Annotated in this window: 26 protein-coding genes; 3 read left to right on the forward strand and 23 right to left on the reverse strand. The window is 65.4% G+C overall.

Annotated elements, in window-relative coordinates:
• Nucleotides 1-3: 3 nt before the first annotated feature.
• Entirely contained in the window at nucleotides 4-246 is a 243-nt protein-coding gene (locus tag E8M01_RS09205) for a hypothetical protein (protein ID WP_136959846.1), read from the forward strand.
• A gap of 83 nt (nucleotides 247-329) precedes the next feature.
• Here E8M01_RS09205 and E8M01_RS09210 read toward each other — a convergent pair whose 3' ends face one another.
• From E8M01_RS09210 to E8M01_RS09250, 9 genes are all read right to left on the reverse strand, one after another.
• Complete coding sequence (locus E8M01_RS09210) at nucleotides 330-1349, reverse strand: MBL fold metallo-hydrolase (RefSeq protein WP_136959847.1); 1020 nt, start codon at nucleotides 1347-1349, stop codon at nucleotides 330-332.
• A 39-nt stretch (nucleotides 1350-1388) separates the two neighbouring features.
• A complete protein-coding gene (locus tag E8M01_RS09215) occupies nucleotides 1389-2366 on the reverse strand; it encodes an ABC transporter ATP-binding protein (protein ID WP_136959848.1) in 978 nt (325 codons plus the stop codon).
• Nucleotides 2363-3328, reverse strand: a complete 966-nt coding sequence (locus E8M01_RS09220; protein ID WP_136959849.1) for an ABC transporter ATP-binding protein — start codon at nucleotides 3326-3328, stop codon at nucleotides 2363-2365. Before E8M01_RS09220 ends, E8M01_RS09215 begins: the two co-directional genes overlap by 4 nt.
• A complete protein-coding gene (locus E8M01_RS09225; RefSeq protein WP_246088659.1) occupies nucleotides 3325-4224 on the reverse strand; it encodes an ABC transporter permease in 900 nt (299 codons plus the stop codon). The genes E8M01_RS09220 and E8M01_RS09225 overlap by 4 nt, the downstream gene beginning before the upstream one ends.
• Before the next feature lies 1 nt (nucleotide 4225).
• Nucleotides 4226-5143, reverse strand: coding sequence for an ABC transporter permease (locus tag E8M01_RS09230; protein ID WP_136959851.1), 918 nt, complete (start codon nucleotides 5141-5143; stop codon nucleotides 4226-4228).
• 225 nt (nucleotides 5144-5368) lie between these two features.
• The gene (locus E8M01_RS09235) at nucleotides 5369-6886 is read right to left on the reverse strand and encodes an ABC transporter substrate-binding protein (RefSeq protein ID WP_136959852.1); all 1518 of its coding nucleotides are present in this window, start codon (nucleotides 6884-6886) and stop codon (nucleotides 5369-5371) included.
• Nucleotides 6887-6976: 90 nt separating this feature from the next.
• A complete protein-coding gene (locus E8M01_RS09240; RefSeq protein WP_136959853.1) occupies nucleotides 6977-7894 on the reverse strand; it encodes a polyprenyl synthetase family protein in 918 nt (305 codons plus the stop codon).
• Nucleotides 7895-7954: 60 nt separating this feature from the next.
• Nucleotides 7955-8158, reverse strand: coding sequence for a hypothetical protein (locus tag E8M01_RS09245; RefSeq protein WP_136959854.1), 204 nt, complete (start codon nucleotides 8156-8158; stop codon nucleotides 7955-7957).
• A gap of 87 nt (nucleotides 8159-8245) precedes the next feature.
• Nucleotides 8246-9724 (reverse strand): catalase, encoded by a 1479-nt coding sequence (locus tag E8M01_RS09250; protein WP_136959855.1) that lies wholly within the window; start codon nucleotides 9722-9724, stop codon nucleotides 8246-8248.
• 101 nt (nucleotides 9725-9825) lie between these two features.
• Between E8M01_RS09250 and E8M01_RS09255 the strand changes: the two genes are divergently transcribed.
• Nucleotides 9826-10746, forward strand: coding sequence for a hydrogen peroxide-inducible genes activator (locus E8M01_RS09255; protein ID WP_136959856.1), 921 nt, complete (start codon nucleotides 9826-9828; stop codon nucleotides 10744-10746).
• Nucleotides 10747-10756: 10 nt separating this feature from the next.
• Here the strand turns inward: E8M01_RS09255 and leuD are convergent, their stop codons facing one another.
• From leuD to E8M01_RS09315, 12 genes are all read right to left on the reverse strand, one after another.
• Complete coding sequence (leuD, locus tag E8M01_RS09260) at nucleotides 10757-11350, reverse strand: 3-isopropylmalate dehydratase small subunit (RefSeq protein WP_136959857.1); 594 nt, start codon at nucleotides 11348-11350, stop codon at nucleotides 10757-10759.
• 2 nt (nucleotides 11351-11352) lie between these two features.
• Nucleotides 11353-12777, reverse strand: a complete 1425-nt coding sequence (leuC, locus tag E8M01_RS09265) for a 3-isopropylmalate dehydratase large subunit (RefSeq protein ID WP_246088660.1) — start codon at nucleotides 12775-12777, stop codon at nucleotides 11353-11355.
• Complete coding sequence (locus E8M01_RS09270; RefSeq protein ID WP_136959858.1) at nucleotides 12767-13336, reverse strand: NADPH-dependent FMN reductase; 570 nt, start codon at nucleotides 13334-13336, stop codon at nucleotides 12767-12769. The genes leuC and E8M01_RS09270 overlap by 11 nt, the downstream gene beginning before the upstream one ends.
• A gap of 71 nt (nucleotides 13337-13407) precedes the next feature.
• Complete coding sequence (locus E8M01_RS09275) at nucleotides 13408-14256, reverse strand: isocitrate lyase/PEP mutase family protein (protein WP_136959859.1); 849 nt, start codon at nucleotides 14254-14256, stop codon at nucleotides 13408-13410.
• Between the two features lie 30 nt (nucleotides 14257-14286).
• The gene (locus E8M01_RS09280) at nucleotides 14287-15012 is read right to left on the reverse strand and encodes an ABC transporter ATP-binding protein (protein ID WP_136959860.1); all 726 of its coding nucleotides are present in this window, start codon (nucleotides 15010-15012) and stop codon (nucleotides 14287-14289) included.
• Nucleotides 15005-15793 carry an ABC transporter ATP-binding protein gene (locus tag E8M01_RS09285; protein WP_136959861.1) on the reverse strand — a complete coding sequence of 263 codons (789 nt, stop codon included), beginning with the start codon at nucleotides 15791-15793 and terminating at the stop codon, nucleotides 15005-15007. Before E8M01_RS09285 ends, E8M01_RS09280 begins: the two co-directional genes overlap by 8 nt.
• Complete coding sequence (locus E8M01_RS09290) at nucleotides 15793-16782, reverse strand: branched-chain amino acid ABC transporter permease (RefSeq protein ID WP_136959862.1); 990 nt, start codon at nucleotides 16780-16782, stop codon at nucleotides 15793-15795. Before E8M01_RS09290 ends, E8M01_RS09285 begins: the two co-directional genes overlap by 1 nt.
• Before the next feature lie 7 nt (nucleotides 16783-16789).
• Entirely contained in the window at nucleotides 16790-17665 is an 876-nt protein-coding gene (locus E8M01_RS09295; protein ID WP_136959863.1) for a branched-chain amino acid ABC transporter permease, read from the reverse strand.
• An 81-nt stretch (nucleotides 17666-17746) separates the two neighbouring features.
• Entirely contained in the window at nucleotides 17747-18955 is a 1209-nt protein-coding gene (locus E8M01_RS09300; RefSeq protein WP_136959864.1) for an ABC transporter substrate-binding protein, read from the reverse strand.
• Nucleotides 18956-19010: 55 nt separating this feature from the next.
• Nucleotides 19011-19775 (reverse strand): SDR family NAD(P)-dependent oxidoreductase, encoded by a 765-nt coding sequence (locus E8M01_RS09305; protein ID WP_170181840.1) that lies wholly within the window; start codon nucleotides 19773-19775, stop codon nucleotides 19011-19013.
• Nucleotides 19776-19794: 19 nt separating this feature from the next.
• Nucleotides 19795-20913 (reverse strand): LLM class flavin-dependent oxidoreductase, encoded by a 1119-nt coding sequence (locus E8M01_RS09310; RefSeq protein WP_136959866.1) that lies wholly within the window; start codon nucleotides 20911-20913, stop codon nucleotides 19795-19797.
• A gap of 52 nt (nucleotides 20914-20965) precedes the next feature.
• Nucleotides 20966-21544: a cysteine hydrolase family protein gene (locus tag E8M01_RS09315; protein ID WP_136959867.1), complete on the reverse strand. Its 579-nt coding sequence runs from the start codon at nucleotides 21542-21544 to the stop codon at nucleotides 20966-20968.
• A gap of 468 nt (nucleotides 21545-22012) precedes the next feature.
• Between E8M01_RS09315 and E8M01_RS09320 the strand changes: the two genes are divergently transcribed.
• The gene (locus E8M01_RS09320; protein WP_136959868.1) at nucleotides 22013-22855 is read left to right on the forward strand and encodes an IclR family transcriptional regulator; all 843 of its coding nucleotides are present in this window, start codon (nucleotides 22013-22015) and stop codon (nucleotides 22853-22855) included.
• A 9-nt stretch (nucleotides 22856-22864) separates the two neighbouring features.
• On the opposite strand, the gene E8M01_RS09325 is transcribed toward E8M01_RS09320, so the two are convergent.
• Both E8M01_RS09325 and E8M01_RS09330 read right to left on the reverse strand, forming a co-directional pair.
• Nucleotides 22865-23224 (reverse strand): VOC family protein, encoded by a 360-nt coding sequence (locus E8M01_RS09325; protein WP_136959869.1) that lies wholly within the window; start codon nucleotides 23222-23224, stop codon nucleotides 22865-22867.
• Between the two features lie 45 nt (nucleotides 23225-23269).
• A complete protein-coding gene (locus tag E8M01_RS09330) occupies nucleotides 23270-25030 on the reverse strand; it encodes a cation:proton antiporter domain-containing protein (protein WP_136959870.1) in 1761 nt (586 codons plus the stop codon).
• Between the last annotated feature and the right edge of the window lie 59 nt (nucleotides 25031-25089).

Genomic DNA, 25089 nt, shown 5'->3' on the forward strand with positions numbered 1-25089 from the left:
GCCATGGCCACGAAGGATCAGGAGGAATTGGCGCAAAAGCTGCTGGACCATATCGCGGTAGGTCACTTCCACGTGGGCTCGCCGGCCTACTTTCTGGCCAAGCAGGTCGCCGACGAGGGCATGGGCTCCCTGCTGCCCCATCAGCGAAGTGCCTGGGACACACTGATCAAGCCGATCCTGGATGCCTCGCCCGACGAATTGCGCAAGATCGAAGAGGCCCATGCGCGCGCCAGGGCCGGCCACTGAGGTTGTCGATCGCAGCGCCTCCGAGGTACGTGGCTTCCACATGCGCTCGCTCCGGATCGTTGCGATCGCATGCGACGCGGCCGCTACCGTCCCTCTCCCTGCGCGGCGCGCGCCGGCGGCAGGTCGGCGAACGGATCGGTGGTGGTCCAGGCCTCCATCAGCTTGAGGTCGATGCCGGCGGCCTGGCTGCGCTGCCGCAGGAAAGCCATGACGACGTCGAAGCCGCCGAGGTGGCGCGGCACCGGTTCGAGCGGCTGGTCCAGCGGCAGGAAGAAATTGTCCCAGTGGATCGGAACGATCCGGCGTGCGCCGGTCATCGCGACCGTCTCGTCCCAGTAGCGCGCGAGATAGTCCTGGCTCGGCCGGCCGAGCGTGCCGACACCCAGGAACACGACGTCCGCCCGCCGGCCGCGCAGCATGCCCGGCACAAAACCCGCGCTGGCATTGACCAGCAGCGTCCGCTCGCCATGGTCGATCAGCAAGGCATAGCTGGTCCCTTCGAGATAGGCGCTGGCCCGCGCGGGCGGCGTCAGGGGCTGGCGGATCTCGCCGCCGGTGAACGGCGTCGGCGCGTGCCGCCCGGCGATGAAGCGCACGCGGAAGCGTCCGAAACGCAAGGTGTCGCCGTCGGCGGCCAGCTTGATCTGGCTCTCCGGCAGGCCCCAGCCGCGACCGATATTGGCGGTTGATTCCGAACCGACCAGCAGGGCTCCGGTCAAGCGCGCGACCTCGGGCGCATCCATCGCGTGGTCGTAGTGGGAATGGACCGGAATGACCGCCGCGAGCCTGGCAACACCTGCCCGTTGCAGGCTTTTCGCGATGATCGCGCGATCCGGTTCGACCTTGCCGAGAAACACCTCCCGGCCGCCTGGTCTCGTGAAGAAGCCATCGGTCATGATGGCGGTCTCGCCATCATCGATCAGCAGGGTCGAGACGCCGAGAAAGGTGACACGGATGCCCGGCTGGAGCACCGGGCCGCCGCGCTGGAACAGCATGCTGAACTGCCTTGGATCCGGCATGTCGTTCAGCACATAGACCACCGCGCCACCGGCGATCAGGACCAGCGCCAGGACGATGCCGGCGAGCCACCGCAGGATCCGCAATCGACCTCTCCCCGCCCCTGTGCGACGGGAGAGCTTAGCTCAAGCCGCGGCGGCCTGCGCGATCTGGGGATCGTGGAGATGGCAGGCGACCAGGCCTGCCGGGTCCTTCACCGTCCGTGGCGTCACCGTCCGGCAGGTCGCGAAAGCGTTCGGGCAACGCGGATGGAAGGCGCAGCCTGCCGGCGGATTGAGCGGATCGGGAAAGGCCAGGCCAAGGCCGGTCTCGGGAATGCCGCGGCCGGGTTCCGGCGTCAGCACCGATTGCAGCAGCGCCTTGGTGTAGGGATGACGTGGCGCCTTGAACAGGGTCGCGGTGTCGGCGAGCTCGACCACCCGGCCGAGATACATCACCGCGACACGCGTCGCGATGTGCTCGACGACAGCCAGGTTGTGCGAGATGAACACATAGGTCAGGCCGAGGTCGCGCCTGAGATCCATCAGGAGATTGAGGATCTGCGACTGCACGGAAACGTCGAGCGCGGAGGTCGGTTCGTCGCAGACCACCAGCTCCGGCTCCATGACCAGGGCGCGCGCGATCGCCACGCGCTGGCGCTGGCCGCCGGACAGCTGATTGGGGTAGCGGTCGGCGAAACGCTTGGGCAGGCCGACCTTGTCGAGAATGGCCAGCGCCTTGTCGCGCCGCGCCTCGCCATTGCCGAAACCGTGCACCAAAAGCGGGAAGGCGACGATGGAAGCGATGGTCTTGCGCGGATTGAGCGACGAATAGGGATCCTGGAACACCGGCTGGATGCGCCGCGCCACCGCCTTGCGGTCAAGCCCGCGCATGTCGGCGCCTTCGAGCGCGATGTCGCCCGAGGTCGCCGGCAGCAGGCCGAGCACCATCTTGGCAAGGGTCGACTTGCCGCAGCCGCTCTCGCCGACGATGCCGAGCACCTCGCCCTTCTCGACCGTCAGGTCGATGCCGTTGACCGCATGCAGCGTCTTTTTCCTGGCGAACAGCCCCTGGCTGACCTGGAAGGTGCGCGAGACGTTGGAAATGGTCAGAAGCGTGCTCATGCCGCCACCTTCAGGCAGGACCAGACGTGGTCGCCGGCGCTGTGCATCGGGACCGCCTCGGCGCAGGCCGCTTCGGCGAGCTTGCAGCGGGTGCGGAAGGCGCAGCCGGCGATATCGCCGACCAGCGACGGCACGACCCCCGGGATCGAGCCGAGCCGGTCGCCCGGCAAGGTTCGCCCGGGCACCGGGATACATTCCATCAGGCCGAGCGTGTAGGGATGTTTCGGTGCGTTGAACACCTCTTCCGCGGTGCCGCTCTCGACGATCTCGCCGGCATACATGACCGCCACCCGGTGGGCCATGCGGGCGACCACGCCAAGGTCGTGGGTGATCAGCAGGAGCGCGATGCCGAACTCCTTCTGCAGGTCCATCAGCAAGCGGAGAATCTGCGCCTGGATGGTCACGTCGAGCGCGGTGGTCGGCTCGTCGGCGACGATCAGGTCCGGGCCGCACATCAGCGCCATGGCGATCATCACGCGCTGGCGCAGGCCGCCGGACAGCTGATGCGGATATTGGCCGAGCCGCTGGCTGGCATTGGCGATGCCGACCTTTTCGAGCAGGAACACCGCCCGCTCGCGGGCTTGGGCGCCGCTCGAGCCCTTGTGCAGCCGGTGATGTTCCATCAGCTGGTCGCCGATCGAATAGGCCGGGTTGAGCGCCGTCATCGGCTCCTGGAAGATCATGCCCATCCGGTCGCCGCGCAGCGCGTTCCAGCGCTGCGGCCCGGCGGCGACCAGGTCTTCGCCGGCAAGCGACAGGCGGCTCGCCTGGCGACTGGCGCGCGGCGGCAGCAGGTCCATCACCGACAGCGCGGTCATCGACTTGCCGCAGCCACTCTCGCCGACCAGGCACAGCGTCTCGCCGCGCGCGATCGAGAATGAGACGCCGCGCACGGCGTGCAGCGTGCCGGCGGCGACCGCCAGGTCGACCTTCAGGTCCTTGACGTCGAGGACGGTGCTCACGAGCGGCCCTCCGGCGCGGTCACGTCACGCAAGCCATCGCCCATCATGTTGATGGCGAGCACAAGGAGCGCCAGCGCGCTGCCGGGAATGGCGATCAGCCAGAACGAGAAGAACATGAAATTTTTGGCCTCGGAGATCATCAGGCCCCAGGACGGCAGGGGCGGCTGCACGCCGAGACCCAGGAACGACAGGGCAGCTTCGAGCAGGATGGCGCTGGCCGCCTCGACGGTTGCCACCACGATCAGCTGGGGCGCGACATTAGGCAGGATCTCGCCGAAGATGATGCGTGCCTTGGAGGCGCCGGCAGCCTCGGCCGCGGCGACATAGTCGAGCGAACGGACCTGCTGGGTCGCCGAGCGCATGACCACGGCGAAGCGATCCCATTTGAGGAAGCCGAGCACGGCGATGACGATGCCGAGCGTGCCGCCGACCATGGCGACGACCGCGAGCGCCACCAGCACCACCGGCAGCGCCAGGCGCGTGGTGATCAGGAAGGTGATGGCCATGTCGACGCGGCCGCCGAAATAGCCGGCCGACAGGCCGAGCGACGTGCCGATGGTGCCGGAAATCATCATCACGGCAAAGCCGATCAAGAGCGAAATCTGGGCGCCGTAGAGCAGCCGCGAGAGATAGTCCCGGCCGAGATTGTCGGTGCCGAGCGGATGCGCCCAGGTGCCGCGCTCGTACCAGATCGGCGGCACCAGCCGGTTCATCAGGTCCTGGGCATAGGGATCGTGCGGTGCCGCCAGCGGCGCGGTCAGCGCCATCATCAGGATCACCAGGAACAGGCCGGAACCGAACAGGAGGCCCTTGTGGCCCTTGACCCGCCGCCACAGGCGGACGGCCCCGGACGGCTCCTTGACGTCGAACACATTGGCTTGGGTCGTATCCGTCATCTCATGCCACCCTGATGCGCGGATCGAGCCAGGCATTGACCAGGTCGGCGGCGAGCGTCAGCCCGACATAACCGACCGACAACAGCATCAGCACCGCCTGGATCACCGGAAAATCCTTCTGGCTGATCGCCTGATAGGCGAGATAGCCGAGCCCATCGAGGGCAAATACGGTTTCGACCACGATCGAGCCGCCGAGCAGGAAGCCCATCTGCACCGCGGTCAGCGCCACCACCGGCACCAGCGCATTGCGCAGCGCGTGTTTGATCACCACGGTCGACGACGGCAGGCCCTTGGCGCGGGCCGTGCGCACATAGTCGGAGGCGAGCACGTCGATCATGCCGGCGCGCACCAGCCGCATGAACGGCGGCGTCACGTAATAACCGAGCGCGATGGTCGGCATGACGAAGTTTTCCCAGCCGTCGGCACCGGAGACCGGCAGCCAGCGCAGGCCAATGGCAAAGACCATGATCAGGCACAGCGCGAAGAAGAAGTTCGGCAGGGCCTGGCCGACCACGGCAACCGCGAGGCAGAGCCGGTCGACCCAGGAATTCTGCCAGATCGCCGCCATCACCCCGAGCGGGATCGAGACGACCAGCGCGAAACCGATCGACAGCAGGCCGAGAATGAGGGTCGTGCCGATCTTCTCGCCGATCAGGTTGACCACCGGCGACTTGAAATAGAGCGATTGGCCGAGATCGCCGGTCACCGTGCGGCCGAGCCATTCGAGATATTGCAGCAGCAAAGGCCGGTCGAGGCCATATTGCTGGCGGATCATGGCAATGTCCTCGGCGCGCGCGCCTTCGCCGGCGATCGCGATGGCGACGTCGCCCGACAGCCGCAGCAAGAGGAAGGCGAGCGCCGAGACCGCAAACGCGACCAGCGCGGCGAGCCCCAAACGCTTCAACGTGTAGATCAACATCGGTTCAGTCGTCCTGACTTCTCAAGCCGCGCGGGCCGCGCGCCGATCTCATCCAAGCAGGCGTCAGTCCGTTCATCCCGGACCACAAGCTTGAAAAGCAGCACCTGGAGCGGTGATCCCGCCCCAGGTGCTGTCCTGCCATTTCAGGCCCGCCATTGTCACGGGCGCTCGAGCTGGTCAACCGCCCATCAGCCCGCGGCGCAGGCTGGCGATGGGCGGCGGTGGTTACCTCCAGCGCATCTCCCAGAACCGCGGCATCTCGTCCGGATAGGGCGTGAATTCGAGGTCCTTGGTCGCCGCGTAGAAGGTGACGAGCGAATAGAGCGGCACCGAAAAAGCCTGTTCCGAAATACGCGCGAGCGCATCGCGATAGGCAACCTTGCGCAGTTCCGGATCGGTCACCGTGTCGCCGCGCGACAAGAGCGCGATCAGCTCGGGATCGCGGGTCGTGTCGTCGTCGACACCCTTGTAGAACACCGAGGTCGACGCCGAGGTGTCGTTGACCGAGAACGAACCCCAGGTCTGATGCGCCAGCCCGACGCGGTTGGCGCGGTTCTGCTCGCGGAATGTCGCATACTGGCCGAAACGCAGGGTGGCGCGGATGCCGACCGCACGCAGGTAGTTGATCATCGCCTCGGCCTGGTTGCGCTCGCGATAGGAGTGCAGCTCCAGCTCGAAACCATTGGGGAAGCCGGCTTCGGCGAGCAGCTGGCGCGCCTTGGCCGGGTCATAGGCGAATTGCGTCGCCTTCGAGTCGTCGCAGCCGAACTGGGTGCGGAAGCAGATCGCGTTCAGCACCTGCGAACCCGGGCCGACGAGTTGCGACGCCATGGTCTGGCGGTCGATGGCGTGATTGATCGCCCGGCGAACCCGGACGTCGCGCAAGGCCGGCGTTGGCGACTGCTCGGATGTCGCCATCTGCAGGAAGGCAATGCGCATGGTCTCGCCCGAGACGATCTGCAGGGTCGGCACCGCACGCATCTGCGTCGCCTGGTCGGGCGCGATGTTCATGATGAAGTCGAGCCCGCCGGCGAGCATTTCGGCGACCTGGGTCTGGCGGTCGGGAATGAAGCGGATGACCACGCTCTCGATCGTCGGCTGCGGCTTCGGGCTGTCACGGAAATAGTCGGGATTGCGCCGGAGCGTGATCTGCTTGCCGATCTGGTGCTCGGTTACCCGATAGGGGCCGGTGCCGATCGGCTTCTCGTTCATGCCGCGCGGGCCGACCTGGGCATAATATTCGTTCGGATGGATGACGATCGGACCGGCGAGATATTCGATTGCCGCCGGGAACGGCCGGCGGGTGACGATGCGGACCTTGAACTTGTCGATCTTGTCGACCCGCTGGATCCAGCTGACATTCTGCTGGGTCACCGACTTGTTGGCCGGATCGGACACGTAGTTCAGCGTGAACACCACGTCGTCGGCGTCGAATTCCTCGCCATTGTGGAACTTCACGCCCTGGCGCAGGTCGAGCTCCAGCGTGCGTTCGTCGATCCAGCGCCAGGCGGTGGCGAGCTGGCCGCGATATTCATTGGTCTTCGGGTCGCGGAAGATCAGGGTGTCCCAGACCTGCTGGCCAAGGATCACGCCGATGCGGACGCTGTTGTAATAGGGGTCGACGTTCTCCGGCACCTGATCATAGCCGAACCGCACCGTATTGGCGCGCTTCTGCGCCTCCGCCGGCATGGCCAGCCCCATGAAAACGGCCGCGCCAAGCACCAGCCCCCAAAAACGCCTCATCGCCACCCTCGTCCTGTCTTACCCTGTAGTCAGGGATTATCCTGATCCTGTCGGTCCGCACAAAAAATTGTCAAGGCGACAACCTGTGCATCAGACCTGCCGAAAGGCAATAAAATGGGCGGCCTCGCCCAGGATCGCGGCCTTGGGCCCGAACGGCGCGAGATGGCGGCCGGCCGCGGCAACCAGCCGGTCGAGTTCGGCGCGCGCCCAGGCCGGACCGTAGAGCGAGACCAGCGTGCCCTTGCCGCGTTCGGCATCCTTGCCGGTCGCCTTGCCGGCGCTCGCCGCATCGCCCTCGTGATCGATCAGGTCGTCGGCGATCTGGAAGGCGAGGCCAATGGTCGCACCATAGGCCTCCAGCGCGCTGCGCTCTTCCGGGCTCGCCCCGCCCAGCACCGCGCCGGCAAGGCAGGCAAAGCGGATCAGCGCGCCGGTTTTCATCGCCTGCAACTGGCGGATCTCGGTTTCGGCGAGCGCCAGCGGCGCGCCACCGGCAAACCGCCCTTCGGCCTCGAGGTCGAGCATCTGACCGCCGGCCATGCCGCCGAGCCCGGAGGCGCGCGCCAGCAGCAGCAGCAGTTCGGCGCGGACCCGCGGGTCGGGGTGGACGGCGTCACCGGCCATCACCTCGAAGGCGAGTGTCAGCAAGGCATCGCCGGCGAGGATCGCGGTCGCCTCGTCATAAGCCCGGTGCACCGTCGGCTGGCCGCGCCGCAGGTCGTCGTCGTCCATCGCCGGCAGGTCGTCATGGACGAGCGAATAGCAGTGAATGAGCTCGAGCGCGGCCCCGGCGCGCACCGCCCGGGGTTGCGGCACGCCGAACAGGTGCGCCGTCTCGGCCACCAGAAACGGCCTCAGGCGCTTGCCGCCGGCCAGAACGCCATGGCGCATGGCGCCAAGAAGCCGGGGCGGGCGGGCGGTCTCGCCGGCGCGCGCGGCTTCGGACAGGATATCGTGAAGGACTGCTTCGACCAGGGAAGCAGCCTGGGCCAGGCGGGTCTCGAACATCGTCGAGGCGTGGCCGAGGATGGCGCGCGCGTCAAGCCCCGCGCGCCATCGCGGCGCGCGTCAATTGAGCCGGTAGAGCACGCGGAACTGCGCCGGCGCGGCGTTGATCAGGGTCTGGCCGGTCATCGGCAGGATCGAGATGATGCGGTCGGCGGCAATGCCGCGATCGGACAGGGCGCTGTTCAGCGCCTCGATGCGGGCATCGGTGACGAACTCGCTGACCGCATCGGCACGGTTCGAGGCGGCATGCTGGGCGATGGTCATGGCAATGATCCTTGGAACAGAGGGAAATGTGGCAGGCAAGACGGCCCGCCGGCCGCGGCCGGCGGGCCCGACGTCGTCAGGATGACGTCATTCGGCGGCCAGGCTGCGCGGCAGGTCGGTGACGCCGAGGCCCATGCGGGAGGCGACGCCAATGCCGTAATCCGGATCGCAGCGATAGAAGTGGCCGACCTGGCGCTTGACGATCTCGACCGGCACGCCCTGCATGGCCTCGGCGATATTGTCCATCAGCCGGTTGCGCTCGGCCGGGGTCATCAGCCGGAACAGGTTGCCGGGCTGGCTATAGTCGTCATTGCCGGCACGGTGATCGTAGCGATCGGCATCACCGGAAATCGCCAGCGGCGGTTCGCGATATTCAGGCGCCTCGGCCGGCCCGTTGACCGAGTTCGGCTCGTAATAGGCATCGGGATTGCCGGTGTCGTTGCGGAAGAATCGCATCGCCCCGTCCTTGTGATAGTGATGCACCGGGCAGCGCGGGGCATTCACCGGCAGCGCCTCGTAATGGGTGCCGAGCCGGTAGCGATGGGCGTCGGCATAAGAGAAGATGCGCGCCTGCAGCATCTTGTCGGGCGAGAAGCCGATGCCCGGCACGACGTTGGACGGCGAGAAGGCAACCTGTTCGACCTCGGCGAAATAATTGTCCGGGTTGCGATTGAGCTCGAGCACGCCGACCTCGATCAACGGATAGTCGGCATGCGGCCAGACCTTGGTCAGGTCGAAGGGGTTGTAGGCGGTCTTTTCGGCATCGGCCTCCGGCATGATCTGGATCGCCATCGTCCAGCGCGGGGACTGGCCCCGCTCGATGGCGCCGAACAGTTCCTCCTGATAGCTCTCGCGCGACCGCGCGATGACCTGGCCGCCCTCGGCATTGGTGTGGAACTTGTGGCCCTGCTGGGTCTTGAAGTGGAACTTGACCCAGAACCGCTCGTTCTTGGCATTGATCATCGAATAGGTATGCGAGCCGTAGCCGTTCATGAACATCGGCGCCACCGGCAGACCGCGGTCCGACATCAGGATGGTCACCTGGTGCAGGCTTTCCGGCGACAGCGACCAGAAATCCCACATCGCGGTCGGCGAGCGCAGATTGGTGCGCGGATGACGCTTCTGGGTGTGGATGAAGTCCGGGAACTTCAACGGGTCGCGGACGAAGAACACCGGCGTATTGTTGCCGACCAGGTCCCAATTGCCTTCGTCTGTATAAAACTTGACGGCGAAACCGCGGACGTCGCGCTCGGCATCGGCCGCGCCGAGCTCGCCCGCAACGGTCGAGAAGCGCAGCATCAGGTCGGTCTTCTGGCCGACCTTGGCGAACAGGCCGGCACGCGAATAGCGGCTGATGTCCTGGGTGACGGTCAGCGAGCCATGGGCGCCCCAGCCCTTGGCATGAACCACCCGCTCCGGGATCCGCTCGCGGTTCTGGTGCGCGAGCTTCTCGAGCAGTTGATAGTCCTGCATCAGCAGCGGCCCGCGCGGCCCGGCGCTCAGCGAGTTCTGATTGTCGGAAACCGGCGCGCCGGCGGAGGTGGTCAGGGTCGGCCTGTGGGGCATGGCGATCTTCCATCGGGGTTGGATGGAACCGTTCTAGGCCGCGCTTGTCGATCAAGACCAATAGGATTATCCTGACGTTCCAATCAGAAAAACTGATCGTCATGGTTTCCTTCAAACAACTCCGCTACTTCGACGCGGTGGCCCGGCTGAAACATTTCGGCCAGGCCGCCGAGCACTGCGCGATCACCCAGCCGGCGCTCTCCATGCAGATCCAGGATCTGGAGCAGGAGCTGAAACTTCAGCTCATCGAGCGGCGGCGCAAGGGCATCCAGTTGACCGAGGACGGCCGCGAGATCGCGCGGCGCGCCCAGCGCATCCTGGCCGACATCCGCGACCTCAGGGATTATGCCCATCATCGCGGCGCGGGGCTGTCGGGCACCTTGCATCTGGGCGTCATCCCTTCGGTCGCGCCCTATATCCTGCCGCGGTTTTTGCCGCTGTTGCGCGACGCCTTTCCCGATCTCGAGGTGCATATCCGGGAAACCCAGACCCGCCAGCTGACCCGCGAATTGCTCGATGGCGGGCTCGATCTCCTGCTCGCCGCCCTGCCGGTCGAGCATCCCGACATCGAGACCATCAGGCTGTTCGAGGATCGTTTCCTGCTGGCGCTGCCGGCCTCGCGCCAGATGCACGGGCGGGTCCAGGCCACTCCCGACCTGTTGAAGGACGACCGCCTGCTGCTGCTCGAGGAAGGCCATTGCCTGCGCGACCAGGCCTTGACCTTCTGCAGCCTGCGCAAGGTCGAGAATATCGACACATTCGGCGCCTCCAGCCTGTCGACCCTGGTGCAGATGGTGGCCAACGGCCTCGGCCTGACGCTGCTGCCGGAGATCTGCGTCGAGGTCGAAGCCCGCCACGGCCCGCTGAAGCTGATGCGCTTCGCCGATCCCGAACCGAACCGGGTGCTGGGCCTCGCCTGGCGGGCGAGCTCACCGCGCAAGCGCGACTTCGTCGAGCTCGGCCGGATGATCGTCGCGGCCCGGCCGGAATTCCCGGCGCGCGCGGATGCAACCAAAGGCTAGCGCCGGCCTCTCACATCGGCTGGCGCCAGGCCTCATACTGCTCGATCTGCCCGATATAGTTGATCGTGAAATCAATCTCGTCGAGGCCTTCCAGCAGGCAGTGCTTGCGAAAGGCATCGATCGGGAAGTCGAAGGCTGCGCCGCCGGATGTCGCGACGGTCTGGCCCGCAAGATCGATCTCGACCGTCATGCCCAATTCATCTCGCAGTCCTGCCAGCAGCAGTTGCATCTGTCCGGCCGGCAAATGGATCGGCAACAGACCGTTGATCAGGGCGTTCTGATAGAAGATGTCGCCGAAGCTCTCGGCAATGACCGCTCGGACGCCAATATCCTGCAGCGCATAGACCGCGCCCTCGCGGGACGAGCCGCAGCCGAAATTCGATCCGGCGATCAGCACTTGCGCGCCGCGATAAGGGTCCTGGTTCAGCACGAAATCCGGCCGCTCGGCCCCATCGGCCTGATAGCGCAGATCGCGAAAACAATAGGGTCCGTAACCGAGCTCGCGTTTTTGCGCCAGAAAGCGCGCCGGCAGGATCTGATCGGTGTCGACATTGTCCAGGGCCAGGGGCACTGCGACCGACTGCAGGCGGGTGAATGCCAGCATGTTCAGGACCTCGTGACGTCGACCGCGTGCCCGTGCAAGGCCACCACCGCGGCCATGGCAGGGCTCATCAGATGGGTTCGCACGCTGGCGCCTTGCCGGCCGACGAAATTGCGGTTCGACGTCGCGGCGCAGCGCTCACCTGCCTTTGCCAGATCGCCGTTCATGCCGACACACATCGAGCATCCCGACATCCGCCATTCGAGGCCGGCGTCCTTGAAGACACGATCCAGTCCTTCGGATTCAGCAACCTCGCGCACGGCCATCGAGCCAGGCACGACCAGTGCCGGAAGCACGGCCCGGCGGCCGCGCAAGACCTCGGCTGCGGCGCGAAGATCCTCGATGCGCCCATTGGTGCAGGAGCCGATGAAGACCCGGTCGAACCGGATGTCGGCCATCGGCATGCCGGCCGACAGGCCCATATAGTCGAGCGCCTCCTGTTTGCTGGCGCGGCGCGACGGGTCGGCGATCGCGGTGGGGTCCGGCACACAGCCGTTGACCGACACGCTGTCCTCCGGGCTGGTGCCCCAGGTGACCATCGGCTCGACCGTGCCGGCATCGATTTCAATCTCCTGGTCGAAGCGGGCATCGTTCTCGCTCGCCAGCGCGCGCCAGGAGGCAACCGCCTGATGCCACTGGTCGCCGGTGGGGCTGAAGGGGCGCCCCTTCACGTAGTCGAAGGTCTTCTCGTCCGGCGCGACGAGGCCGAATTTCGCGCCCGCCTCGATGGTCATGTTGCACAGGGTCAGGCGCCCTTCGATCGAAAGCGCTTCAACCGCTGCACCACAATATTCGATGGCAAATCCGGTGCCGCCGGCGGCCCCGATCCGGGCGATGATCGCCAGGATCAAGTCCTTGGCCGCAACCCTCGGCCGAAGCTGGCCGGTCAGGTGGATCCGCATCTGCTTCGGCTTCTTCTGCCAAAGCGTCTGGGTCGCCAGCGCGTGGGCGACCTGCGAGGCGCCGACCCCGAAGGCAAGCGCGCCCAGGGCACCATGGGTCGCGGTGTGGCTGTCGCCGCAAATCACCGTCAAGCCGGGCAAGCTCAGGCCGAGCTCCGGCCCGATGACATGGACGATGCCCTGCCGCGGATGCGCAAGGTCGAACAGCTTGATCCCGGCCGCGGATGTGTTGGCGCTCAGGTCGGATATGATCTCGCGGCGCGAACGAACATCGATCGTCTCGACGCTGCGGTTGTCGGTCGGAGCGTAGTGGTCGGCGGTGGCCGTGGTCAGATCAGGACGCCGGACCGGCAGGCCCTTGCGCTTGAGCAGCGCAAAGCCGTTGCGGGACCCCTCATGCAGCAAGTGCCTGTCGATATAGAGCAGCGTGCCGGCGATCGGGTGCTCCATCACGGAATGTCGCGCCCACAGCTTGTCGAACAGCGAGCGCGGCACTGTCTCGCCTGGCGGCATCGGGTCAGGCGACATGAGAGAACCTCGCGAAACCGAGCGTCTGCTGCGCCAGCAGCTTGAGGCGCGCATCGATGTCGGGATTGGAACAGCGGCCCTCGGCGTCGAACCGGCACTCGCTCGAATTGATCGCGACGCCCATCGGGGTGGGCCAGCCGCGCAGGGCATGGATGACCGCGCGCAGGCTGGCGAGCGTCGTCCCCATCGCCTGGTCGCCATAGGCACAGACGATGGTGCCGATCGCCCGGCCATCGAGATAGGGCCGCGCATCGCCGCGCAGCTCTTCGACGCAGTCCAGGGCGTTCTTGATCATGCCGGACATGATGCCGTGATAGGCGGGCGTCGAGATGATCAGGCCGTCACAGCGGCGGACCGCGTCGATCAGCCGGATGGCCCTGCCGTCCGACAGCCTGCCGGCGCCATAATTGGGAAAATCCAGGTCCGCCGAAACGAAGGCGGCGATATCAGCACCGTCGGCCTCCGCGTGGCGCAGGGCGGTCATCAGCGCCTTCTCGCTCGAGGAATTGCCGGAGGTCGTGCCGCCGATGCCGATAATATAGGGACGATACCGAGCCATGGCTGTTCAACTCCCTCGTGCGGTTGATCCGAAGGCAGGCCGATGCGGCCGCGCCGACCTGTGATGACACCTCAAGGCGCACACGCGCGCAGGCGTTTCCATTCTTCGCCGCCGGCACGGACCGCCCCGTCCTGGATGCCGATATCGCCTGGAGGCACCGGATGGCGTCCCGTCAGCCGCGCGGCCTGAAGAACCTCGTCCGAGATTCCCATGACCGATTTCAACAGGATGCTCGGCAGGATCGCGATCCGATAACCCATGGACGCGGCATCTTCGAACGAGACGTCAGGGGTCTTGCCGCGCCAGACGATGTTCAGGAGACAGGGTCCCTGAACCCGTCGTGGAATCGCGGCCATTTCGTCGAGGTCTTGCGGCGCCTCGACAAAGGCGACGTCCGCGCCGGCCTCCAGCGCCCGGTTGGCACGGTCGATCGCGGCGTCCAGGCCCTCGACCGAACGCGCATCGGTGCGGGCGATCAGGACGAAATTGCCGGTCTCGCGCGCCATGGCCGCGGCCCTGATCTTCGCGATGAACTCGCCGGCCGGAACGATCGCCTTGTTGTCGAAGTGACCACATTGCTTCGGAAACACCTGGTCTTCGATATGCATGGCGCCGACGCCTGCCCGCTCGTATTCGCGAACCGCCCGCGCGGCGTTGAGTTCATTGCCGAAACCGGTATCGCCATCGGCGATCAGCGGTATCGACAAGGACCGGGCGACCCGGCCGGCCACGGCCACCATCTCGGTCATGGTCAGCAGGCCAAAATCCGGAAAGCCATGTGACGCGGCAACCCCGGCGCCGGTCATATAGGCGGCCTTGAAACCGGCGCGCGCGATCGCCCCCGCGGTCAGGCAGTCATAGGCTCCCGGCGCCAGGATCAGCTCGCCTGTCTGAAGCAGTTCTCGCATCGATGAAGCCATTGCCGTCCTCATTTGACCCGTGATTTGGCGTCAAACGCCCAGATAGGATTTGATTTCGGACTGCCTTGCCGTGATTTCGTCGCCCCGGATCATGTCGACGATGCGCCCGTTCGCCATGACGTAATGACGGTCGGCAACGGCGGCGGCGAAGCGATAGTTCTGCTCCACCAGGAGGATGGTGTAACGCCGGGCGCGCAGCCGCCTCAGGATGTGGCCGATCTCCTGGACGACCACCGGAGCAAGTCCTTCGGTCGGTTCGTCCAGCAGCAGAATGCGCGACCCTGTGCGGAGGATCCTGGCAATGGCCAGCATCTGCTGCTCGCCACCGGACAGCTTGGTGCCCTGGCTGTTCAGCCGCGCTCGCAGGTTCGGAAAGAGGCCGAGGACGTCGTCCATCGACAGTCCGTCCGGCTGCAGGACCGGTGGAAGAAGCAGGTTTTCCAGAACCGTCAGCGACGAGAATATGCCGCGGTTCTCGGGACAATAGGCAACGCCCATGCGGGCGATCCGCCGCGCCGGCAATCCGATGGTCTCGGCACCCGCGATCTCGATCGAACCGGCTCGACCGGGCAGCATGCCCATGATCGCCTTGAGCGTGGTCGATTTGCCCGCGCCGTTGCGGCCCAGAAGCGTCACCACCTCGCCATCCGCCAAGTCGAGATCGACGCCGTGCAGGACATGACTTTCATCGTACCAGGCATTCAGGTCGCGAACCCTGAGGAGGCAGTCGCGTCGATCGGCAGCGCTGTCAGTCATGGTCGGATCCGATATAGGCTTCCTGAACCTCGGGATTGCTGGAAACAGCCGAATAGTCGCCCTCGGCCAGCACGCGCCCGCGCGCCAGCACGGTAATCCGGTCGCAAAGAGCGGCCACGACCGGCAGATTGTGTTCGACCATCAGGATGGTGCGGCCCTTCCGGATGCGCATGATGAGCTGCGAGACGCGCTCGACATCCGCAGCCGACATGCCGGCCATCGGTTCGTCGAGCAGCAGGACCCGCGGCGCCAGGGCCAGTGTCGTCGCCAGTTCGAGCGCGCGTTTGCGGCCATAGGGCAAGAGCGCCGCATTGACGTTACGGAACTCGACCAGGCCGACCTGTTCGAGAATGGCATCGGCCTCCGCCTCCAGGTCGGCAAGCGATCGATCGCTTTTCCAGAACTGGAAGATGCGCCGGGTTCGGCTCTGCAGCGCGACACAGACGTTCTGCACGGCGCTCAGGCCCGGAAAGACCGCCGAGATCTGGAACGATCGGACGAGACCGCGTCGCGCGATATCGGCCGGATCGAGCCTCGTGATCTCGTGCCCGTCGAAAAAGATCTGCCCCGCGGTCGGCGTGAGAAATTTCGTGATCAGGTTGAAACAGGTCGTCTTGCCGGCGCCGTTCGGGCCGATCAGCGCATGGATGCTGCCTTCCATCACCTGCAGATCCACCGCGTCGACGGCGCGGAAGCCCGAAAACTCCATCGCGAGCTGACGGGTCTCGATCATCACCCGGGACGTCGGCCGGCTATCCTTGATCGTCGGCTGCGCGGACATCACAGCGGCCTTCCGATCTTGCGCGAAATGACGCCGACGATGCCATCCCGGAACAGCAGAACCGAGATCACGAAGATCAGTCCCTGCAGGAAGACGACCCATTCGCCGAAACCCGCCAGATAGTTCTGGCTGACCACGATGACGGCCGCACCCACGATCGGGCCGAGGATCGTGCCGACCCCGCCGACCAGCGTCATCAGCACGACTTCGCCCGACGTCGAGATGTGGACATCGACAAGCGAGGCGATCTGAAAAACGACCGCCTTCATGGACCCGGCAAGCCCGGAAAGGCCGGCGGAAATGATGAAGACGGCCAGCTTGTAGAACCTCACATTGAGCCCGAGCGATATCGCGCGGGGCTCATTGCCGCGGATCGCCCGGAGCACCTGCCCGAACGGCGAAAATGCCAGCCGGTAGGTGAGCAGCAGCGTGACCAGGAAGACCGTCGCGATGACGAAATACAGGCTCACGTCGTTCTTCAGGTCGATCATCCCGAAGAGAGTGCCGCGCGGCACATTCTGGATGCCGTCCTCGGCACCGGTGAACGGCGAACGCAGGGCGACGAAATAGATGAGTTGGGCAAGGCCCAGCGTCACCATCGTCAAGTAGATGCCCTGTCGGCGGATCGCCAAGGCGCCGAAGACAGCGCCGAGCACAACACCGGTCATCGTTCCCAGTGCGACCGCGGCCTCGGGCGGCAGACGCCAGACCAAGGCTGCATAAGCCGCGACATAACCGCCTGCGCCGAAAAAGGCGGCGTGGCCGAAGGACAGCAAGCCGCAATGACCAAGCAGAAGATTGAATGCGATCGCGAACAGGGCGAAGCACAACAGCTTCATCAGGAAGATCGGATAGACGAAGGCGGGCAGGACGATCAGCGCCACGGCCAGCGCCAGGAATATCCAGCGGAAATGCCGACGGTCCCGGGCCGGATCGGAGATGGCCGCGCGTTGGGGCGCCTCGGTGACGAATGGCGACGAGATGGACATGACTGTCTCAGTACTTTCCCAACAGGCCTGAGGGGCGGATCGTGATGACCACGATCATCGCGACAAAAATGACGACGGAAGACGCCTCCGGATAAAAGATCTTGGTCAGGCCTTCGAGAATCCCGAGAGAGAACCCGCTGATGATCGAGCCCAGGATCGAGCCCATGCCGCCAATGACCACGACGGCGAAGACGACGCTGAGCATTTCCACGCCCATTTGCGGACTGATCGTGTAGATCGGCCCGGCGAGCACGCCGGCAAAGCCGGCCAGGGCTGCCCCGGCGCCGAATGTCAGCGTCACCAGCATCGGCACATTGACGCCAAAAGCCGAGACCAGGTCCGGGTCTTCGTTGGTGGCCCGCAGGTAAGAACCCAACCGTGTCTTCTCGATCGCATACCAGACCGAAAAGCAGATCAGGATCGACACCACGATGATCCAGGCGCGATATTTCGGCAGGAAGACGAAGCCGAGGTTCCATCCGCCGCGGAGCTCCGCCGGAATGCCGTAGGGCAGGCCGGAAGACCCGAACAATCCCTGGAACAGGGACTGCATCATGAGCGCGATGCCGAAGGTCAGAAGCAGGCCGTAGATCGGATCGAGATTGCGCAGGCGCGAGATCAACAGCCGATCCAGCACCATGCCGAATGCGCCGACGATCAGCGGCGACAGCAGCAGGGCCCACCAGTAGCCGATGCCGAGATGGGCCAGCAGCAGCCACGCGCACATGGCTCCGAGCATGTAGATCGCGCCATGGGCGAAGTTGATGATGTGCAGGAGACCGAAGATGATCGCCAGGCCAAGGCTCATCAGCGCATAGAACGAACCGTTGATCAGGCCGATCAACAATTGCCCGCTGAGAACCTGCGCTGAAATTCCGAACATGATTGCTACGCGCGCTCCTGGATCGCTGGTCGGCAGGGCCGGCGGCACCGCCGGCCCTCGCTTCGGTGTTGGCTGGGCGGACTACCGCAGCAAGGGGCAGGCGCTTTCGGCCAGCGGCCGGAAGGCGTCGTCGGCAGCCACCCTGGTGACCAGGCTGACCGCGTCCCACGGCGCCGTGCTCGGATCCGCCGGCCCCTTGGCGCGCATGAGATACATCTCGTGCATCATGCGGCCGTCGCGGCGAACCCGCCCCGACGGGGTGAAATTGTCCGAGATCGTCATCTCGTGGAGGTTCTTCAGCACGGCCGCCGCGCTGTCGGTCTTGGCCGCCTCGATCGCCTTCAGATAGGACCGGACCGCGGAATAGACGCCGGCATGCGCCTGGCCCGGATTGGAGCCGCGGCGACGGTTGAATTCACGCGCCAGCTGGCGCGTGCCGTCGTTCAGGTCCCAATAGAAGGCGTCGATATAGTGAAGGCCTTCGGCATCCTCGCGACCGAGCGCCAGGATGTCGACCATGGTGATGGCGGGGCCGACGATGCGCAGCGTGTCGCCTTTGATGCCGAACTCCCTGGCCTGCTTGACGGCGCGGACGAAGTCGGTCCCGGAATTGGCAAAGACCAGCACATTGGCGCCGGAGGCCTGCGCCTGCATGATGAAGGACGAATAGTCATTGTTGCCGGTGGGATGCCAGATGGTGCCGACGACCTGTCCGCCGCGCGTGGCAATCGTCTTGGTCATCACCTCGACCAGCGAGCGGCCGAAGGCGCTGTCCATGCCGATGAAGAACCATTTCGTGCCGCCGCTGGCACTGACCGCGTTCGCCATGGAACGGCCGGTGGCATAGGTGTCATAGGTCCAATGGATGCCGTTGGGCGAGCAGCTGTCATTGGTCAGCCGGTCGGTTCCGGGCCCGGAGAACAGGACGACCCGGTTCTTTTCCTTGACCAATTCCTGTACGGCCAATGCAACCGCCGAACTTCCGAGGTCGACGATGGCGTCGACCTGTTCGACGTCAAGCCATCGACGCGCGATGTTCAGGCCGACATCCGGCTTGTTCTGGTGATCGGCGGAGACCAGCACGATCGGGACGCCGCCGATATTGCCACCGAATTCGTCGATGGCCATTTGTGCCGCGGCGACCGAGCCGGCGCCGGTCTGATGCGAGAACGGCCCGGACATGTCGGTGAGAACGCCGATCTTGATGACGTTGTCGGACATCTGGGCCGAGGCGACCCCGGCCAGCAGGGTGCCGAACGCCAGGACGCAGGTTCGAAGAATTCTTTTCATTGTTTCCTCCCGAGATGAATGGCTGGATGCCGCCGCGAGCCGGATGGCGCGCCGGCTACAGGCGGCCTCCGTCGATGACAAAATCCGCGCCGGTCACGAACGCCGCCTCGTCCGAGGCCAGATACAGGGTCAAGGCAGCGACTTCCTCGGGCCGGCCAAGACGCTTCGCCACCCGGCCCTCGCTCAGTCCGGCCATGACCTTGTCCTGCTGCGGCCGCGACATGTTTGAAATGAAGGCGCGCGGCATCGGCGTATCGATCGCGCCCGGCAAGATCGAGTTCACCCGGATCGGCGCGAGCTCGATCGCCGCAACCCGCGACATCATCTGGACCGCCGCCTTGGAGGCGGAATAGGCGCTCATATTGGCCGTCGGCTTGGTCGCCGCCCCCGACGACATGTTGATGATCGCGCCGCCATCGGTCATCAGCGGCGCCAAGGCCCGCATCAGCAGAAACGGACCGGTGACATTGACCGCCATCAGACGGTCGAGATCGGCGCGGCTCGTCTCCATGAGCGGTTTGCCGATCATCACTCCGGCATTGTTGACCAGGATGTCGAGCCGCCCCCAAGTCTCCCTGAGGTGGTCGCCGAAACCGGCGACAGCGGTCTCCGAGGTCACGTCCAGGTCATAGCCCCGGCAGCGCCTTGCCGCGTCGTCATGACCGTCGCCGGCCCAGTCGCTGAACATCCCCTCGTCGGCGCCGATATCCGCGCCGACCACCCTCGCCCCCTCGAGGGCGAAGCGTTTGCAGATTGCCATTCCGATGCCACCGCGGGCACCGGTCACGACAACGGTCTTGCCACTGAGGGCCTGGCTCATCCGCATCACCATTCCCCGCTCAATGTCTCAATCCGCTTTGCTTCAGCAAGGGCATCACCTTGTCGCGGAAATAGGTGAGCTCGGATGCGTAGTCGACGAAGTACATGACCAGGCCATGCACGCCGCGCCCGGCATAGTCGTTCATCTGATCGACGATCTGCTCCGGCGTGCCGATCAGCGGGTGCGTGCCGTAACCCGCCACGAACCTGCGCGCGCGCTCCTCGAAACCCTGTTTGAACGAGCCGCTTTCGATGCCGAGCGTCGCCATCATGCTGCGCGCGGCCTCCCAATCGCCGTGATCGAGAATGCTCTGAAACGCCGCCTGGGCCTCCGCCTCGGTGTCGCGACAGACCACCAGCGCCGAGCACATCAGGGCGACATCGCGGTCATATTCCTTGTCGGCGCGCGCCTTGACGCTCAACAGGCGCTCGATGTCGTCAGGCCGCGACGGCGAGCCGAAGCTGATGTCGACATTGCGCGCGGTGAATTCGATGCCGGCCGGCGAGGTGCCGGCATTGACCAGAACCGGACCGGGCCGCTGCAGCGGCTTGGGGCTCGATTCCAGTCCCGCCAGATCGAAATATTGGCCCTTGAAATCGAACTCACCCGGGTCGGTCCACAGCCGCTTGACCACCTCCAGCCATTCCTCGCCGTAGCGATAGCGATCGTCGTGTTCACGCAGGCCGGTGCCGAACATTGCCATTTCGGAACGAAACCAGCCCATCACCACGTTGAGGCCGAACCGCCCGTTCGAAATGTGATCGATGGTTGCCGCCTGTTTGGCCGCCACGACGGGATGCGTGAGGCCAACGTGGGAGGTCGCGAAGCACATGATCCTGTCGGTTGCCTCCGCCATCCCGGCCGCCCAGGTGTAGACGTCGAAATTTGTGCCGTTGTGGTTGGACTGGCCGCCCTGGCCCTTCCATCGGCCGATCGGCAAGGCCACTTCCAGGCCCATCCTGTCGGCAAGCTGGATGATGTTGCGGTTCTGCTGCCAGGACATCTGATGCTCGGTCGGCAAGGTCGTAATGACGCTGCCGCCGCTGCAGTTCATGGCGAACACGCCCAGCTTGAGCTTTTGATCATTGAAGATCGGAATGTTCTGGCGCCGGTATTCGCGCAATTCTTCGCGGTTCATGATTTTGGCTCCGTGCCATCCGTCGTGACGCTGGAAGGCCGTGACGGGAACATCAGCCGAACGACACGGCGTCGGAGGTGGTGATCGCGCAGAACCGGCCGAGCATCGCGATCGAGTCCTCGTGTTCCTTCGCCGTCGCCGCCGCGCAGCAATCCTCGACCACGACGCAGTGGTAATCGCGGTCGTGAGCCTCGCGAATGCCGGCCTGGACGACCGCGGCCGTCGACACGCCCGACATCACGAGGCGCGTCATGCCATGGGCGCGCAGGAAGACTTCGAGGTTCGTGCCGTAGAACGGGCTGACCCGGTGCTTGGTCACCAGGAGATCGGTCTCGCGACGGTCGAGATCGGGATGAATCTCGGTTCCCCAGGAGTCCAGCTTGAGAATCCCGTATGTCTTGATCGCGTTGAACATCGGCGAGGTCGACGAGCATTCGCGGTAGTCGCTGGAGAAGCCGACCCGCACAAAGACAACGGGAGCCTCAGCCGCTCGCGCCTTTTCGATCACGGCCGCCGTATTGGCGAGCACATTGCGACCGCGGACCTGCTCACCGAGCGGTCCGGCGCCGTTCGGCCCGTCCTTGTGGACCAGATCGTTCTGCAGATCGAGAACGAGATATGCTGACGACATCGGATTACTTCCTTCACGGGACAGCCGGCCACGCCGCGCCTGTTGCGCGGTCAGCGGAGCTGACGGTTTGTGGTGGGCCGTGCGAGCACGGCGAGCGGTGGTGCGGGGTTACGGCACGCGCCTGGAGCGACGGCGCGGCCGGCCGGCTGTCGCGACCTGCAGGTCTTGCTGATGGCCCTGAACGGCGTTTCCCGAGTGAGGAGTCATTGAGCTCTCTTTTTTTGGAATTGATTTCCATTATTTCTGATGGCGAGCGGCGACATTGTCAACCCCTGCGACAGGAAACTTCGGCGCCGCAACCGCTGGCCCGACGATCCGTTCGAATTAGCCATCTAATATCAAATAGATAACCGATCGACGGCGCGCCGGGCCGGTCGTGGCAAAAGCCTGGATTTGCGCCAGGTATTGGAATACATTTCCATCGCGCCGGGCCTTGTGCCCCGCTTTTGCCAACCGCAAGATCACGTCATGGCCATCAAGAGCAGCACGCCGCCCGCCACGAGATCGAAGGTCCGCCAGGGCGGGAGCGGCAACGATCTGACCGGTGACAATGCGGATGACAGCCAGGTCATTGCCGCTTTGGCCCGCGGGCTGGAGGTCCTGGGCGCCTTTCATCTGGGCGACCGCCAGCTCGGCAATCACGAGCTTGCGACCCGAACCGGATTGCCCAAGGCGACCGTCTCGCGGATCACCTTCACCCTCGCCAAAAGCGGCTTCCTGTCGTTCGACCAGCGGCAGCGGATGTATCATTTGGGTCCCAAGGCGCTGAACCTCGGATTCGTGGCGCGGGCCGACGCGGATATTCGCGGCAATCTCCGGCCGATGATGCAGCAGTTCGCCAACGAAACCGGGCTGAACATCGGGCTCGGCGTTCGCGACAAGGATTCGATGCTTTACATCGACACCTGGGAGGGAACCGCGCTGGTCGGCCTGAAGGTCTATCCGGGCTTCCGGATTCCCTTTTTCACCACGGCCATGGGGCGAGCCTATCTGGCCGCCCTCACCCAGGGCGAGCTGCAGCTTCAGTTGGGTGAGCTTGCCCGGCAGATGGTCAATGACGGCCTGTCCAGAGAGGACGTCGACAAGCAGATCGACCACTACCAGCAGTATGGCTTCGCGATAAGCCTCGGTGATTGGGTCGAGGACATCGGAACCATCGCAGTGCCGTTCAGCCGCCCCGATCGGCGGCAGATCTATGTCATCAGCGTCGGCGGCCCGATCTATCGCATGACGAGGTCGGTGATATATGACGAGCTCGGCCCCAGGCTGATCGCGTTTCGCAACAGCATTGAGAGCAGTACGATATTCTAGGTCGTGTCCTCAGCCTCGCCCGGCATGCACGAGAATGTTGACGAGCTTGCCGAAGGGGTCGCGGACGTAGAAACGCCTGACGCCCCAGGGCTCGTCCGCCGGCCCATATGCGATCGGAAAACCGGCGTCCTTCATGCCTTGGAGCGCGGCGTCGAGATCGTCGACTTCGATCGACAGATCCGGCGTCGGCGTGCCCGAGCCGCCCTGCGAGGCGATGCTGACCTGGACACTCATCGCCTGGTCCGAGCCATAGGTTGCGATCCAGCCGTGATCCATCAGGAGATCGAGGCCGAGCACATCCTGGTAGAAGCGTTTAGCCACCGAAACATCCGCCGCACCAAGATTGGCGACGATCCGCTTGACCCTCATGTCCGACCTCTTGGCCATGCTCCGCCGCGCTTGCCGGCACCCCGGTCACGCCGCCTGCGGGGTCGCGCCGCCATCGGCCGGGGCCCTCCCGGCGTGATCGAGAATGCCCTTGGCGATCTCGCGCTCGCCCATGATTACCACATCGGCGCCAAGCCCGGTCAGGTGTTCGACCTCGGCATCGGAATGGGCCCGCGCGATCACCCTGATGCCGGGATTGGCGGCCTTGCTCTTGTCGATGATCTGGCCCGCCTCGAAGGCGTTCGGGATAGCCAGGATGAGCCGGCTCGCGCCGGCGACATTGGCGGCCTTGAGGATGTCGCCGCGTGCGGCATTGCCGGTGATCGTCTCGATCGCCTCGGCATGCAGCTGCGCCACCAGCTTGTCGGCATCCTCGATGACCAGAAACGGCTGGCCTTGCTGCTTCAGGCCGGCGCCGACCAGGCTGCCGACCCGGCCATAACCGACCAGCACGGTATGTCCGGTCAGGGCCGTCGCCTCCGGTAGGTCATCATCGTCATGCGCGGCCGGCACCGCGGCCGGAACAGGCCCGCCGGCCGAGGCCGCGGCATCCGGCGGGGCGGGTTCCTTGCGGTCGGCCAGCCGCTTCAGCCAGCCGACCGCCGCGAAGGCCAGCGGATTGACCAGGATCGACAGGATGGCGCCGGCCAGGATCAGGTCGCGCCCGCGTTCCGGCAACAAGGACAACTGAACCCCAAGCTCGGCCAGGATGAACGAGAACTCGCCGATCTGCGCCAGGCTCGCCGAAATGATCAGCGCGGTCGCCAGCGGATAGCCGAAGGCAAGCACGATCAGGAAGGCCGCGACCGACTTGCCGATCACGATGATGAACAGGGTCGCCATGACCGCGCCGGAGTCGTTGATCAGGCTGACCGGCGAGACCAGCATGCCGACCGACACGAAGAACAGCACCGAGAAGGCATCGCGCAGCGGCAGCGATTCCTCCGCCGCCCGGTGGCTGAGCTGCGACTCGCTCATGATCATGCCGGCGAAAAAGGCACCGAGCGCGAATGACACGCCGAACAGCTTGGCCGCGCCGAAGGCGACGCCGAGCGCGATCGACAAGACGGCGAGCCGGAACAATTCGCGCGAGCCGGTATGGGCGACATAGTGGAGGATCCAGGGGATGACCCGCCGTCCGACCACCAGCATGAGGCCGACGAAACCAGCGACCTTGACGACGGTCAGCGCAATGGCACCGCCGACGCCGAGGCCGAGATAAGCGACCAGCGGATCGGCCGCGGCCATCTGGCTGGTGCCGCCGAGCAGGCCGGAGAGCGCCGGCAGTAGCACCAGCGCCAGCACCATGGCCAGATCCTCGACGATCAGCCAGCCGACCGCGATGCGGCCGCGCTCGGTGTCGATCAGCCGCCGCTCCTGCATGGCGCGCAACAGCACGACCGTGCTGGCGACCGACAGGGCCAGGCCGAAGACCAGCCCCGCCCCGAAGCTCCAGCCCAGCGCCCAGGCAAGGCCGGCTCCCATGGCGGTCGCCACCGCGATCTGCACGACGGCCCCCGGCAGCGCGATGGTGCGCACCGACAACAGGTCCTTCAGCGAGAAATGCAGCCCGACGCCGAACATCAGCAGGATGACACCCATCTCGGCGAGTTCGGGCGCCAGCTTCTGATCGGCGACGAAGCCAGGCGTGTGCGGCCCGACCAGGACGCCGGCCAGGAGGTAGCCGACCAGCGGCGGCACCCGGAACCGGTTGGCGATGGCGCCGAAAACGAAGGCCAGTCCGAGCCCCGCGACAATGGTGGCGATCAGCGGCGTGTCATGATGCATGGGCTGGGAATGGCCTTTCAAACAATCGGGCGGGTGGAGGGCGCTTGCTCTATTTCAAC

It is taken from the genome of Phreatobacter stygius (assembly GCF_005144885.1).
GTDB lineage: Bacteria > Pseudomonadota > Alphaproteobacteria > Rhizobiales > Phreatobacteraceae > Phreatobacter > Phreatobacter stygius.

Excerpts from the sequence above, each read along its gene's own strand:
- E8M01_RS09205 (WP_136959846.1), top strand. The coding sequence starts at position 4 with ATGGCCACGAAGGATCAGGAGGAATTGGCGCAAAAGCTGCTGGACCAT.
- E8M01_RS09215 (WP_136959848.1), bottom strand. The coding sequence starts at position 2,366 with ATGAGCACGCTTCTGACCATTTCCAACGTCTCGCGCACCTTCCAGGTC.
- E8M01_RS09225 (WP_246088659.1), bottom strand. The coding sequence starts at position 4,224 with ATGACGGATACGACCCAAGCCAATGTGTTCGACGTCAAGGAGCCGTCC.
- E8M01_RS09230 (WP_136959851.1), bottom strand. The coding sequence starts at position 5,143 with ATGTTGATCTACACGTTGAAGCGTTTGGGGCTCGCCGCGCTGGTCGCG.
- E8M01_RS09235 (WP_136959852.1), bottom strand. The coding sequence starts at position 6,886 with ATGAGGCGTTTTTGGGGGCTGGTGCTTGGCGCGGCCGTTTTCATGGGG.
- E8M01_RS09240 (WP_136959853.1), bottom strand. The coding sequence starts at position 7,894 with ATGTTCGAGACCCGCCTGGCCCAGGCTGCTTCCCTGGTCGAAGCAGTC.
- E8M01_RS09245 (WP_136959854.1), bottom strand. The coding sequence starts at position 8,158 with ATGACCATCGCCCAGCATGCCGCCTCGAACCGTGCCGATGCGGTCAGC.
- E8M01_RS09250 (WP_136959855.1), bottom strand. The coding sequence starts at position 9,724 with ATGCCCCACAGGCCGACCCTGACCACCTCCGCCGGCGCGCCGGTTTCC.
- E8M01_RS09255 (WP_136959856.1), top strand. The coding sequence starts at position 9,826 with ATGGTTTCCTTCAAACAACTCCGCTACTTCGACGCGGTGGCCCGGCTG.
- leuD (WP_136959857.1), bottom strand. The coding sequence starts at position 11,350 with ATGCTGGCATTCACCCGCCTGCAGTCGGTCGCAGTGCCCCTGGCCCTG.
- leuC (WP_246088660.1), bottom strand. The coding sequence starts at position 12,777 with ATGTCGCCTGACCCGATGCCGCCAGGCGAGACAGTGCCGCGCTCGCTG.
- E8M01_RS09270 (WP_136959858.1), bottom strand. The coding sequence starts at position 13,336 with ATGGCTCGGTATCGTCCCTATATTATCGGCATCGGCGGCACGACCTCC.
- E8M01_RS09275 (WP_136959859.1), bottom strand. The coding sequence starts at position 14,256 with ATGGCTTCATCGATGCGAGAACTGCTTCAGACAGGCGAGCTGATCCTG.
- E8M01_RS09280 (WP_136959860.1), bottom strand. The coding sequence starts at position 15,012 with ATGACTGACAGCGCTGCCGATCGACGCGACTGCCTCCTCAGGGTTCGC.
- E8M01_RS09285 (WP_136959861.1), bottom strand. The coding sequence starts at position 15,793 with ATGTCCGCGCAGCCGACGATCAAGGATAGCCGGCCGACGTCCCGGGTG.
- E8M01_RS09290 (WP_136959862.1), bottom strand. The coding sequence starts at position 16,782 with ATGTCCATCTCGTCGCCATTCGTCACCGAGGCGCCCCAACGCGCGGCC.
- E8M01_RS09295 (WP_136959863.1), bottom strand. The coding sequence starts at position 17,665 with ATGTTCGGAATTTCAGCGCAGGTTCTCAGCGGGCAATTGTTGATCGGC.
- E8M01_RS09300 (WP_136959864.1), bottom strand. The coding sequence starts at position 18,955 with ATGAAAAGAATTCTTCGAACCTGCGTCCTGGCGTTCGGCACCCTGCTG.
- E8M01_RS09305 (WP_170181840.1), bottom strand. The coding sequence starts at position 19,775 with ATGAGCCAGGCCCTCAGTGGCAAGACCGTTGTCGTGACCGGTGCCCGC.
- E8M01_RS09310 (WP_136959866.1), bottom strand. The coding sequence starts at position 20,913 with ATGAACCGCGAAGAATTGCGCGAATACCGGCGCCAGAACATTCCGATC.
- E8M01_RS09315 (WP_136959867.1), bottom strand. The coding sequence starts at position 21,544 with ATGTCGTCAGCATATCTCGTTCTCGATCTGCAGAACGATCTGGTCCAC.
- E8M01_RS09320 (WP_136959868.1), top strand. The coding sequence starts at position 22,013 with ATGGCCATCAAGAGCAGCACGCCGCCCGCCACGAGATCGAAGGTCCGC.
- E8M01_RS09325 (WP_136959869.1), bottom strand. The coding sequence starts at position 23,224 with ATGAGGGTCAAGCGGATCGTCGCCAATCTTGGTGCGGCGGATGTTTCG.
- E8M01_RS09330 (WP_136959870.1), bottom strand. The coding sequence starts at position 25,030 with ATGCATCATGACACGCCGCTGATCGCCACCATTGTCGCGGGGCTCGGA.